Origin of the sequence: Kosmotoga arenicorallina S304, assembly GCF_001636545.1 — a bacterium.
In the GTDB taxonomy this organism is placed as follows: domain Bacteria; phylum Thermotogota; class Thermotogae; order Petrotogales; family Kosmotogaceae; genus Kosmotoga_B; species Kosmotoga_B arenicorallina.
In genome coordinates, this window is sequence record NZ_JFHK01000028.1 from 35,053 (window position 1) to 47,174 (window position 12,122).

General features: G+C 37.7%; 11 protein-coding genes. 1 reads left to right on the plus strand and 10 read right to left on the minus strand.

Features of this window, described 5'->3' with window-relative positions:
- The first annotated feature begins 101 nt into the window (after nucleotides 1-101).
- Complete coding sequence (locus AT15_RS09575; protein ID WP_068349010.1) at nucleotides 102-2,285, plus strand: efflux RND transporter permease subunit; 2,184 nt, start codon at nucleotides 102-104, stop codon at nucleotides 2,283-2,285.
- On the opposite strand, the gene AT15_RS09580 is transcribed toward AT15_RS09575, so the two are convergent.
- From AT15_RS09580 to AT15_RS09625, 10 genes are all read right to left on the minus strand, one after another.
- A complete protein-coding gene (locus tag AT15_RS09580; protein ID WP_068349013.1) occupies nucleotides 2,279-2,854 on the minus strand; it encodes a DNA-3-methyladenine glycosylase I in 576 nt (191 codons plus the stop codon). The two genes, AT15_RS09575 and AT15_RS09580, sit on opposite strands and share 7 nt — an antisense overlap.
- 350 nt (nucleotides 2,855-3,204) lie before the next feature.
- Complete coding sequence (locus AT15_RS09585) at nucleotides 3,205-4,233, minus strand: HAD family hydrolase (RefSeq protein WP_068349016.1); 1,029 nt, start codon at nucleotides 4,231-4,233, stop codon at nucleotides 3,205-3,207.
- 5 nt (nucleotides 4,234-4,238) lie between these two features.
- Nucleotides 4,239-5,558: a diphosphate--fructose-6-phosphate 1-phosphotransferase gene (locus tag AT15_RS09590; protein ID WP_068349019.1), complete on the minus strand. Its 1,320-nt coding sequence runs from the start codon at nucleotides 5,556-5,558 to the stop codon at nucleotides 4,239-4,241.
- The gene (locus tag AT15_RS09595) at nucleotides 5,558-6,835 is read right to left on the minus strand and encodes a lactate racemase domain-containing protein (RefSeq protein WP_068349022.1); all 1,278 of its coding nucleotides are present in this window, start codon (nucleotides 6,833-6,835) and stop codon (nucleotides 5,558-5,560) included. The genes AT15_RS09590 and AT15_RS09595 overlap by 1 nt, the downstream gene beginning before the upstream one ends.
- A gap of 6 nt (nucleotides 6,836-6,841) precedes the next feature.
- On the minus strand, nucleotides 6,842-7,837 hold the full coding sequence (gnd, locus tag AT15_RS09600) for a phosphogluconate dehydrogenase (NAD(+)-dependent, decarboxylating) (protein ID WP_068349025.1): 996 nt from the start codon (nucleotides 7,835-7,837) through the stop codon (nucleotides 6,842-6,844).
- Between the two features lie 13 nt (nucleotides 7,838-7,850).
- On the minus strand, nucleotides 7,851-8,672 hold the full coding sequence (locus AT15_RS09605) for an SDR family oxidoreductase (RefSeq protein WP_068349028.1): 822 nt from the start codon (nucleotides 8,670-8,672) through the stop codon (nucleotides 7,851-7,853).
- Nucleotides 8,669-9,496, minus strand: a complete 828-nt coding sequence (locus tag AT15_RS09610) for a carbohydrate ABC transporter permease (RefSeq protein WP_068349030.1) — start codon at nucleotides 9,494-9,496, stop codon at nucleotides 8,669-8,671. Before AT15_RS09610 ends, AT15_RS09605 begins: the two co-directional genes overlap by 4 nt.
- Nucleotides 9,493-10,347 carry a carbohydrate ABC transporter permease gene (locus AT15_RS09615; RefSeq protein WP_084251705.1) on the minus strand — a complete coding sequence of 285 codons (855 nt, stop codon included), beginning with the start codon at nucleotides 10,345-10,347 and terminating at the stop codon, nucleotides 9,493-9,495. The genes AT15_RS09610 and AT15_RS09615 overlap by 4 nt, the downstream gene beginning before the upstream one ends.
- Before the next feature lie 61 nt (nucleotides 10,348-10,408).
- Nucleotides 10,409-11,692, minus strand: coding sequence for an ABC transporter substrate-binding protein (locus tag AT15_RS09620; protein ID WP_068349037.1), 1,284 nt, complete (start codon nucleotides 11,690-11,692; stop codon nucleotides 10,409-10,411).
- On the minus strand, nucleotides 11,689-12,036 hold the full coding sequence (locus tag AT15_RS09625) for an FCD domain-containing protein (RefSeq protein ID WP_084251706.1): 348 nt from the start codon (nucleotides 12,034-12,036) through the stop codon (nucleotides 11,689-11,691). The genes AT15_RS09620 and AT15_RS09625 overlap by 4 nt, the downstream gene beginning before the upstream one ends.
- Nucleotides 12,037-12,122: the final 86 nt, after the last annotated feature.

The following is a 12,122-nucleotide window of genomic DNA, read 5'->3' on the forward strand; positions in this document are numbered from 1 at the left end:
TCCGTAATAGCTAAAAAAACTCATCAAAAACTCACATATATTATATAATCTAAATTGCCCGCATTTTACATAAGCCCCAAATCTTTTATCAGGAGGACATTATGGTCAAAAAATTTGTTGAATTGCTTTCGAGTAAGAAAAGAATTTTCTTTGCAGTCCTTGTTTTGGTGAATTTATTTGCACTTTTTGGGGTATTTAGAATTAAGATAAATCCTGATATAACGACACTCCTTCCATCGGATTCTCCCGCGAATAAGGCATACAAAGAAATGGAAAAAACTTTTAATAGCGGCGAGCAGCTAATCTTTGTAGTAGAAATCCCCCAATATGATGATGAAATAGAAAAGTTCAAAGCCCTCAGGGAACTTCAGGCACAACTGGAAGAAAATGATTCAATTTCAAGTGTTAATGGCCCTGCTCCTAAAACTATATTCGCAGGCCTTAGAGCGATAAAGCTGGAAGAAATAACAGAAAAAGACATCCCTTTGTTGAAGGAATTTCTTTCGAATTTAGGAGAATTGAACCCATTGATTGAAAACGAAAAGCAAAGTTATGCTAGCTTCAACATCTTTCTCAATCCGGATACCGATTACCGGAAAGCCGTTAAAGAAATCGAAGATATCTTTGAAAACAGCGGCTTTGTATATTATGGCTCTGGAAACGCTTTTTTGCAAAAAAAACTTGTTGACTATCTATTGGCAATAATTTCAATTATCCCTCCATTGGCTGCTTTTCTTATTGTTCTGGTATTCAGATCACAGATTGGCTCTACCAAAAACACCATCTTGTCGATTTTCCCCGCCGGGTTGGGTGCTTTGTGGACGATCGGCTTTATGGGATGGACTGGAAAAGAGCTTTCTATACTGACTATTTTGGCTCCTATATTTACGATCATTATGGGAAGTGCTGATGGAATCCATTTCATGGCTCATTTCACGGATAACTTATCCAAAGATAGAATGGGCACAGTTGAGAAAACCTTAAAGGGTGTAGGCCTACCTATGATAATGACCACACTAACAACTATCGCAGGTTTTCTTTCATTGCTGGTTACGGGGTCCTCAGCTATGTCCCAACTGGCCATTTACGCTTCCCTGGGGATTGGCTTTGCAGGCATCGCAACCTGGATATTTTTACCGTTGGTTACCCTTAATATCAGAAAATTCCAGAAAGTCGAACCAAAACCAATAAACACCTTTCTTCCAGCAGTAATTTCAAAGCTATGGGGGAAAAAGGTGGTTACTTTTGCAGCAATTTATTTATTTGTTGCTGTAATAGGTTTCAGATATATTGTCATCGAGTTCAATCAGCTAGATTTTTTCAAGGACAGCACACAGGTAGCCAGAAGCTTTAAAAAAGTCAAAGAGATAAACGGGGGAGGAATACCTCTATTTGCGGTGATTGAAACTACACAAGATCCTCTTGACCTTGAAATAGCAAGTAAAATACTTGAAATGGAAACCAAATTAATAGAAGAGGGTCTGGTAAGCAAAGTAATTTCGGTATATGACGTTATGAGCTATCTGAACAAAAATGCCTATAACCTTGATTCGCCAATATATCCAAAAACCTCTGCGATTGCAAACTTACTCTTTATGATGGCTTCAAGACAACCTGCGAGTCCCCTTTCAAATTTCCTGTTGAGAGAAGAACATCTATCGAGAATGATGTTATTTCCAGGGGACTTAAAAAGTGAGACACTTCAAGCAATAAAGGATACCGTTACAGGCTGGAGTAACGAAGACGTTCAATTCTCTGTTGTGGGTGTGCCTTATGTCACCAAAGAAATGAATGACAGCATCATAAATAAACAGATAAACTCCATGCTTTTTGCAGTAGCAATGGTTTTTGTGATGTTGCTGCTTACATTCAGGAATTTTTTCGTTTCAATCTATGCAACAATACCTATTGGAATTACTCTAACGGGCATGTTTGGTTTTATGGGTTATCTGCACATTCCATTGAATATCACGACGGCAACGATGGCGAGTATCACTATAGGAGTAGGGATAGATTACGCAATACATTACAGTTCCTATTATAGAATGAAGCTTAAAAACAATGACTCTTCTAAGGCTGCTAGGCAGGCATTTGCAGCCACTTCAAAGCCTATAATCGCAAATGCCTTTGGACTCGCAATAGGAATGTCAGCAATGTTCGCTTCACCTTTGAAAATCCACATGTTCATGGCTTCATTGATGTGGTTTACCATGGTTTCCAGCTCTGTTATGACTCTTGCATTGTTGCCAACTATGTATTCGAGACTAATACGAAAACCTCAATAGAATTTCTGAATTTCTTTGTATCTGAAACAGCTTACAAGATGGTCATTTACCAGCCCAACTGCCTGCATATGAGCATAAACGATAGTGGGCCCTACAAAGCTGAATCCCCGCTTTTTCAAGTCTTTACTGAGTGCAACGGAAAGCTCAGTATATGCCGGGATTTCTTCAACCCTTTTCCATTTGTTGACAATGGGCTTTCCACTAACAAAACTCCAGATATAGGAATCAAAAGAGCCAAATTCCTTTTGCACTTTCAGAAACGCTCTGGCGTTGTTTATCGCTGATATTATCTTTTGCCTGTTTCTTATTATGTTGCTATTTTTCAGCAATTCCTCAATTTTATCTTCATCGTAATCAGCAACGATCTCAGGATCGAAGCCGCTGAAGGCTTTTCGATAACCTTCCCGACGTTTCAAAATTGTCGACCAGCTCAATCCTGCCTGGGCGCCTTCTAAAATCAAAAATTCAAAGTGAATTCTGTCTGAATGTACAGGAACGCCCCATTCTTCATCGTGATATTTGACATACAACGGATCGGTACCAGCCCAGGGACATCTTATCTTATCCATTTTTTCACCTCAGTTTCTAAGAATACTCTAAGCTAGCTTTAAGCCTGTTCTAAGTATTCAATTATATTATGGATTTGAACCCTAATGAGAAGGAGGAAATGAAATGAAAAGAATAATAGTGATATCAATGGTTTTATCGATTTTTACAAAAGAAGACCTTGACTTCTATAAGTCAAGGATGAATTTTGAAGTGCTTATGTAATATAGCGTGTTCACTATTACTAAACAGTAGGGCAGGAACTGCCCGAATTCACGCCTGTGGACTGTGCTCTGGCGGCGGAACTCAATGGAGGTCTACGAGTCATCACAGGTTGAAGCAGGAAGCCATGTTTTCTATAAGGCGTGGTAGTTCACAATATAGTAAGTCTACCGGTTGGATTGAATCTTTCATAGAGTTTCTTTCTTAATTCCTGTTTCTTTTTGTAGTTAGAAACATGGTTATACCCTGGCATTTTCCAAGGTGGAAGTTCCGGCAAGCTTGCCTTGAATTTTTGGATTAATCTACTTTCATTTTCCCCGGAATATCTTTTATCGGTAAAAAGCTTAAAAGCCCGTGGAAACTCTTCCCAAGATAATTCTTCATTTCCAGGGATCACTGGATAGAATAACCCATCATTTATCTTGGAAGCTTTTAAATCGCCAAATGCGTCTCCTATCATAAGGATTTCATCAGATGAATATCCTCCTGCTTCTTTAAGAAGCCTAATGTGAGTTGCTTTACTCCCCATTTCTTGGCCAGCTATGCAGGTAATAAATTCATCAATTCCGTGACGATGCCAGTAATTAACGAGATCTTCATAGGGAGTCTGTGAGACAACGATAATGTCTGCCCTTTCAGAAATTAACTTAAGAGCATTTCTAACCCCTTTAAAAGGAGGTATCTTCACAGTAATGTTTGGAAAAGCTCGATTCACAGCCTCACTCCATCCTAATAATTTATAAAAGCTGAAGTTTCCATGCTTTACCTCATTAATGTATATTTCCATACTTGTATTTCCAAGCCCAAGGCCTTTTTTTTGTGCAAATTCAATATACTCACTGACAAACACATAATCTGGGATGCCTTGTTGCGGGACATCCATCCTTTCTTTCAAAGCCTTTAGGGTTAGTTCAATAGCGATAAATCTATTGCAGCCTCTATGGGATGAAAAAAGATTAAAATACTCAGCTGTTTCTCTAAAATAAGTTTCAATGGACCAAAGGTTGTAAAATTCAAGAAACATTGGGTGAAAAATTAGTATTTGCTTGCCATTCATGTTATCCGTTACACAACCATCTGTATCAATAGCTACGAGAAATTCCTTGGTTCTTTTAAAATTTCTAAGTTGTATATCTGGCTGGCTATAAAGTTCTTCTTTTGATAATACGGGCATTTTCATAAAATTCACTCCCCTCTAAATCCAAAAGGAGTATAGGAACGGCATACTTTTTTGGCATAAATTTCTTTAAACTTAGAAAAGACGGGGAGATTTTCCCCAATGAGAGGCATTGCCCATTTAACGAATTCATCTGTTACATCAACTTTGCTTTCACTTATCCATTCAGAAGGGAAACACCTCCCAGTATTTGCTACCTTTTCTATTGGAACGGCATCATAGCTTACTTCGTAAGAATTACCATGATTTCTGATAATCGAAGCCATATATCCACTTTTTCTTTCAAGAGCTAGCTTTGCTGCTTTTTTGCCTACTTCATAACTTTCTCTAAGATCAACAGGGGAAACATAGGCAATTTCTCTTCTTTGCCTTGTGCCGGGTTTTTCATATCTTGCAATACCTGGGACAATCAATCGACTTTTTGCTTTCCCTGAAACGTCTTTTCTATCAAGACCGTTCAGGTAATTGGAAAGAAGTTGTTCCGTGGTTTTTCCCGCTGCACTAAACTGTGAATGCCCAAAACTATCTTTAAGAATATCCAAATCCCCTAGGTTTACACCTTCACCTATTACGACTATACATCGTTTCGCTTCCTTTAGTTTTTCGTTGACTTTTTCGTTCAAGAATTCTAAATTTTCTTTCGGATTTCCTGTTAAAGATTCAGGAAGGACTATTAATAGAGGCATTTCCCTTTTTGGATCCGCAAGTCTTGCAGCTGCTGGAATGAACCCTATTTTTCTTCCCATTACTCCAATAATCAAAACAGGATCACTTGTGTAAGATGCCTTATTTTCTTCATTTGCTTCCAGTATATTGATAGCAGTATTTCTAGCAACGCTTCCATAGCCAGGATCATGATCACAAAGATCAAAGGTGTTCCTATCATTCAATTTGCCTCCAAGATCGTTATCGATTGTCTTTGGGATGCCCACTGCTGTTAGATCAAGCCCTTTTTGCTTAGCTAATTTTGCTATTTTGTTAGCGGTATCCATAGAATCTTCGCCACCACAATAAAGAAAATAACTTACATTATGAGCTTTGAAAACTTCTACTATTCTATCCATGTCTTCTTGGCTTCTGATCTTATACCTACAGCTTCCAAGAACTCCGGCTGAAGGGGTGTTCGAAAGTTTCTCAATTTCAATAGCATCTTGAGCAGAGATATCTATTAACTCCTCACGAAGTACTCCTAATATACCCATTCTTGCTCCATAGACTTTATTTACCTCGTTTGATTTAAGAAACTCATTAATTGCTCCATGTATACTTGCATTGATTACACTTGTAGGGCCACCGGACTGAGCAATCACAGCATTTGGCCTATCCATCAGATCTCCTCCCTTGCGATTTCATATAAATATTTCCCGCCGTTTTCTATCCATAGTGTCTCATTATCATTCCTGAACTTTTGCACCGCTAGTGGATTTAGGTATTCTAACCCAACAGCTTTACAATCTTCTTTTGTTATCCTGGTGGCTAAAGCAATATTAAAAAGAAAAATTTCTTTGTTATTAACAGGATCAAAAGTACCAGGGCCTCTCACGTTTATTACATGAGCAGCCACATTCTTATTGAAATCAGGATTGTTTTTTAAAAACTCTTTAACATAGTCCTTTGAGTGATAACCGATTTTCCTGATTAGAGCATCAAAAGTTTTATTGGAATGAAACTTAGTTATATGAGGAGCATAAATTATAACTTCGGCACCAGGAAGAAGAACTCCTGGCTTTTGAAGCTTATAAGACCCCTTACCTGCGGTCCACAATTCGTCATATTCTTTCCCAATAACTTGTACTACACGTTTTAAAGGATTTTTCAGTTTTATAATATGGATTCTTTCGCTTAATTTTGCGGCTTTCTCATATGCTTCTAAAAAACCTTTATATCCTTCAGCGATATAAAGACCCTTGGGTAAGAGTTTTTCCTTTTCATCAAAAACCATATTGATGGTAAACACCGGAACTTTTATTTTCCCAATGATGATCTTTGATGCTTCGTTGATTATGTCTCTTGCAAGATTGTTTTTCTTTCCGATGATTTCAGGAATCCCTACCATTACGGCTGCCCAGTGAAAGAAATTTACAACATTAGAATCGGAAATACCAGGCACGAAAGCCTTCAAACCTCCAGAATATCCTGCGGCCTCATGAGGCAAAGTTCCACTTAGTACGAAAATAGCGTCAAAACTTTTTAAAAGCAGCTTGTTTGCATTAATGTTGACTTCGTCATCTATTTCTCCATATGTTACTCTCTTCATAAAATCCCGAGATAATTTCCCTGCATTAAATAGAGAACTGGGTTTAAAAAATTCGTGGTTATGAAAGATAGCTTCTTCTTTTTTTATTCCTAATTTCCTTTCAAATTCTTTATTGGACATTTCTCTATGTGTTCCACTCGCATTAAGCGTGTGAAATTCTCTCAAACCTTTTTCTTTTAAGATCTTCAATAACGAAGGTGCTATGATATGCGAGAAATCCACCCTGGTATAATCTGGATGAATTAGTAGAGCTTTCTCTACTTTTCCAATTCCCTTAAAGCTCTTATATAAAACATTTCTAATTTCTTCAGCTGAAATTGAATCAAATTTTCTTTCAACATAATCCATGAGTCACTAATTACCCTCCATATTCGAGATTTTCCATTCTTCTGAAGGATCAGCGTGTTTAACAGGACCTGCACCTGCTGTTCTTGACCTTACTTCATTGCCTTTTTTGTAAACAGCGTGACCACCAAATTCTTTTCTTAAAGCCGCCAGGATTTTGTCGGAAAAAACATCTACTTGTCTTGACTGAAATCTTTTAAACAGAGAATGTGCGATTCCTGTTGCAGATACTCCCAAGTCGACAGCTGCTTGAACGGTCCATCTGGCTTCTCCTGAATCGGGGACAATCCCTTGTATGGTTTCCAATTCAGGATCCTTTTTAAATGCCTCTTCCAACAATTCAAGCAGCCATGAACGGATAATGCTTCCTTGATTCCAAAGATGCGCAACTTCTTCAAGCTTGAAATACTCAGAATATTCAGAAGCTTTGAGGATTTCAAACCCTTCCCCGTAGGCTTCCATAATCGCGTATTCGATCCCGTTGTGAATCATCTTAACAAAATGTCCCGCACCTGAAGGGCCACAATATAGATATCCTTCTTTTGGAGCAAGTGACCTTAAAATGGGCTCAATAAATTCGAAGGCTTTTTTATTTCCTCCAACCATGGTGCAATAGCCAACTTCATATCCCCAAATGCCGCCTGATACACCCGCGTCCATGTAGATAATTCCTTTATCTTTTAACTTTGATTCGCGAACTTTATCTTCTTTATAATGACCATTGCTTCCATCCACAACAACATCTCCTGGTTTAAGGTACTGCGACACTTCCTCAAGAGCACTTTCAGTAATAACGCCAGAAGGTAACATTAACCAGACTACCCGAGGAGAATCAATAATTTTTGCTATTTCTGAAAGGTTTCTTATTCCCTTTGCACCTTCTCTTTCCAACAATTTGACTTTTTCTTGGTCTTTATCATAACCATAAACTTCGTGACCGTTTTTGATTAATCTTTTGGACATATTGAATCCCATTCTCCCAAGACCTAAAATAGCTATCTTCATCTTCAATCCCTCCTTAAACTCCTGTGTACGCTGAAAAACCACCATCAACTGGAATAACTGTGCCAGTAACATATTGAGAAGCATTGGAAACCAGCCATAAAACAGTTCCCATAATATCTTCAGTAGCTCCAAAGCGTCCCATGGGTATGTTGTTTATTATTTTTTCCCCTCGCTCTGTTAAATAGCCATTTTGATCAATCAGCAAAAAGCGATTCTGACTGCTAATAAAGAAACCCGGTGCAATGGCATTTACCCTTATTTTAGGAGAAAAATTCATAGCTATGTGAACAGCAAGCCATTGAGTGAAATTATTTACCGCAGCTTTTGCTGCTGAGTATGCAACAACCCTTGTTAAAGGTCTGATTGACGCCAATGAAGATATATTAACAATGGACCCACCATCAGAATTCTTGGAGATCAGCTTTCCAAAAATCATGCATGGAATCACTGCACCTCCAAAAAAATTGAGGGAAACCACCTTTTCAATCTCTTGTAAAGGGAGGTCAAAAAAGCTTTTTTCTCTGGAAGTAGTTGCTTCTGGCAGGTTTCCCCCAGCGCAATTTACAAGAATATCCAATTTTTCATATTTTTTCTTTATTTTATCTGAAATTATCTCAACGACTTCAGGCTTTGAAACATCTATATAGTACCCAAGAGATTTTATTCCTTTTGTTCTCAGATTAGAAGAAACTTCATCATAATTTTTGAGATCACAAACTAGTACAGTAGCTCCAGCTAGTCCAAGAGCCTTGGCAACCGCAGAACCAATATAACCAGCACCACCGGTTACGACAGCCACTTTCCCATTGAGGCTGAAGTGATCTATAATATTCATTCTTTTAATGCCCCCATTGTTAATCCCTTTACAATGTAACGGTGTATAAAAAGCGTCAAGATAAGCACAGGTAAAGCAATCAATGTTGCTGCTGCCATGATACCTCCCCAATTAATCATTTCATAAGACATGAAATTAAAGACAGCAATGGGAACTGTTTTAGTTTTTGGACCCGAAAGTATGAGCGAAAAAAGGAACTGATTCCAGGAAAAAATGAAGCTCAATATGGCAGAAGTAATAATGCCATTTGCTGCGATTGGTACAGAAATTTCGAGAAATGTACGAAAGGCAGAAGCACCATCAACAGTGGCAGCCTCTTCTAACTCGACTGGGACATCGTCAAAAAACGAAGACATTAGAATAATAACGAGGGGAAGGTTTATTATAATATGTGAAAGAGTTAATCCCAAGTAAGTATCAACCAGTTTTAATTTTGTAAATAGAATATACCATGGAATTAGATAGCTTATAAAAGGAATCATTCTTGCAACAGTAAGCACAAAAATAGTACGCTTCATCTTGAAGCGCGAAATAGAATATGCTGCAGGAATTCCTACAAGCAAACTAATGAAAGTAGAGCCAGTTGCTACCACAAAACTATTGAAAAGATATTTGCCAAAATTCTGTTGTTTGAAAACAGCAGTGTAATTTTCCAGTGTTGGTTTGAAAATGAATAGTGGAGGATAAGAAAGATTCTGAACTTGATTTTTGAACGAGGATAATACCATCCAGTAAAAAACAAACACAGTTGGAAGCACTATAATGACGAGACCTATATAAAACAAAATTCTCAGAATTATTTTCTTCTTATTGATTATTTTCATTCCTTAACACCCCTCAAATAATAAAGAGCAATATTTACACCAAGAACTATTGCAAAAAGGATGATCATAAGAGAACTTGCATAACCCATTTTGAAATATCTGAAAGCACTGTTAAAAGCATAGATATTCAAGTTTTCGGAAGCAAATCCGGGTCCTCCTTGAGTCATAACATAAATGATGTCGAAAGTTTTTATGCAATCCCAAGATCGAATCATAGCTGCAGCAATAAGCGAAGGTTTAATCAGAGGGATTATTATTTTTCGAAGTATTTGTCCCTTTGATGCACCATCAATTTTGGCTGCTTCTAAAAGTGAAACGGGTATATTCTCTAAGCCAGCAAGGGCAATGAGAGTTACCAATGGAGTCCATTCCCATACATCAACCATAACTAACGCTGGGATAACCAAAGATTGGTTACCTAACCAAGTAATGCCATCAAGCCCTATGAATGATAGAAAATAATTCAGAATACCAAGCGTTGGATCATAAATTATTGTCCAGACCATTGCTATGGCGACAGGAGTTGCTGTAAAAGGAAAAACCAAGAGAGCTTTTACAAAGTTTTTTCCTTTGAATTCTCTGTTTATATACAGAGCAATAAAAAAACCAAGAATTACTTCTACTGAAAGTGCAAGTGCTGTGAAATAAAAGGTTATCCACAAAGAATTTGTGAATCGCATATCGTGAAAAGCATAAACAAAATTCCTTATTCCAACAAAAACTGGAGCAATTCTCGAGCTGCCGCCCCATTTATGGAAGCTAAGAAAAAGATTATACCCAATTGGGAAAATAATTAACGAGGAGATAAGTACAATTGCAGGTACAAGAAACCACCATTTCAACTTCTTCACTTGGTAAGACCTCCTTTGTAGCAAAAAAGAGGGGGCATCATAATACCCCCTCACCAAAAAATTATTCTACAAATCTCAACTGGGAAAGAGCTGATTTAATAGCTTTTTCAACATTTCCACCTTGAATAGCTGTGATAATTATAGTCCCAACAATGTCTCTGGCTTCAGAAACATTTATAACCGGTGGATTCCATACAGGATTTCCAACAGCGAAACTATCCATGCTGGCTTTTGTCCAATCAGGGTTTGGATCTTTTGCTTTGTATTCTGAAGAGTTCCAGGAACTTGCTCTGGCAGCTGGAATACCGTATTCAAGCAATCCTTTAAGGCTCATTTCTTTTGTTGTTGCCCACTGAATAAAGAGCCATGCAGCCTCTGGATTTTTTGAACCGGAGTAAATTGCTAGATCCCATTGAGAAACATGTGGTTTTCTAAGACCATTAGGACCAGCCGGAATCATTGCATAGCCAACTTTACCAGCAACTTTAGATTTTTCGGGGTCTTCATAAAGCCCTTTAAACACGTTGGCATCATAAATCATGGCAGCTTTACCTTGCATGAAATAGGAGGTACTTTCATACCAGTGAATATTTGTTGCACCTGGAGGTCCATACTTTCTAAGAAGTTTTCCATAGAATTCGAAAGCATTAATAGCTTCTTTGCTATCAAGAGCCCATTTTCCGTTTTTCATCCATTCTCCGCCTATCGTATAAAGGAAATCAACGAATTGAGATGTAGCTGCAGCACCTTTACCACGAAGTGTTATTCCATAGAAATCTGCTTTTCCATCTTTGTCAAAGTCAAGGGTAAGCATCTTTGCAACATTTTCAAGCTCTTCCATTGTCTGTGGTACTTCAATTCCGAAGGCTTCAAAAATGTCTTTTCTATAAGCTAGCAAAGAGGTTTCAGCTTGGATGGGAATAGCGTATTGGATGCCCCCAAAATTGCCTCCTTCAAGAACACCGGCAAAGAAATCTGAATAATCCCAACTTTCATCAGTAAGATTAGGGTCTTTAATGAGTCCCGAAAGAGGATACAGCCAGTTTTCTAATGTGTATTTCTTAGCGTCTTGACCGGGCATAATCATAAACAAATCAACATCTGCAACTCCTGAGGAAATTTCAACGGTTCTTTTCGTTCTAAATTGGTCCTCAGGGAATACTTCCAATACAACTTTGATACCTGTTAATGACTCAAATTCGGGAATCAAAGGCTCGATCATGGTTGTCCATGGATGACGGTTTGCAAGGATTCTAATAGTTGTTCCATCAAACTGTTTCCAGTTAATAGAGAAAGCTAGTGAAACAAGTAAAATAACTAAAACTAATCCCAGAACTTTCTTCATAAAACCCCTCCTCGTTTTATTGTTTTTATCCCTTCATTAAGAGAATAAAGGGTTTCCTTTTTAACATTGTTCAAATGAATTAGGAGTGCTTTGTAAGCCTCTTTTTTATTATCGGCAAGAATGCTAAGAATAATTTTCAAATGCTCTTCATTGGATTTCATAAATCTCTCATTATGTCTTCTCAGAATTTCTATTTTTTCCCATAATTCATTGAAAAAGCGGATAATATTGTTGTTATAGCTTGCGCAAATAATTACGGAGTGAAACTTTTTATCCAATTCATCAAATAATTTTCTATTTTTTGTTTGCTTAACTTCAAGCATTTTTTCCTTTAGACTATTGATATCTGTATGTGGTCAAATAAAATTGACCCCCCAGGGCCATAGAAAATTGACCCGTTACCCCCCGGAAAAAAGACCTTCTTGAGCGA

Coding starts and splice junctions, on each gene's coding strand:
- AT15_RS09575 (WP_068349010.1), top strand. CDS start 102: ATGGTCAAAAAATTTGTTGAATTGCTTTCGAGTAAGAAAAGAATTTTC.
- AT15_RS09580 (WP_068349013.1), bottom strand. CDS start 2,854: ATGGATAAGATAAGATGTCCCTGGGCTGGTACCGATCCGTTGTATGTC.
- AT15_RS09585 (WP_068349016.1), bottom strand. CDS start 4,233: ATGAAAATGCCCGTATTATCAAAAGAAGAACTTTATAGCCAGCCAGAT.
- AT15_RS09590 (WP_068349019.1), bottom strand. CDS start 5,558: ATGGATAGGCCAAATGCTGTGATTGCTCAGTCCGGTGGCCCTACAAGT.
- AT15_RS09595 (WP_068349022.1), bottom strand. CDS start 6,835: ATGGATTATGTTGAAAGAAAATTTGATTCAATTTCAGCTGAAGAAATT.
- gnd (WP_068349025.1), bottom strand. CDS start 7,837: ATGAAGATAGCTATTTTAGGTCTTGGGAGAATGGGATTCAATATGTCC.
- AT15_RS09605 (WP_068349028.1), bottom strand. CDS start 8,672: ATGAATATTATAGATCACTTCAGCCTCAATGGGAAAGTGGCTGTCGTA.
- AT15_RS09610 (WP_068349030.1), bottom strand. CDS start 9,496: ATGAAAATAATCAATAAGAAGAAAATAATTCTGAGAATTTTGTTTTAT.
- AT15_RS09620 (WP_068349037.1), bottom strand. CDS start 11,692: ATGAAGAAAGTTCTGGGATTAGTTTTAGTTATTTTACTTGTTTCACTA.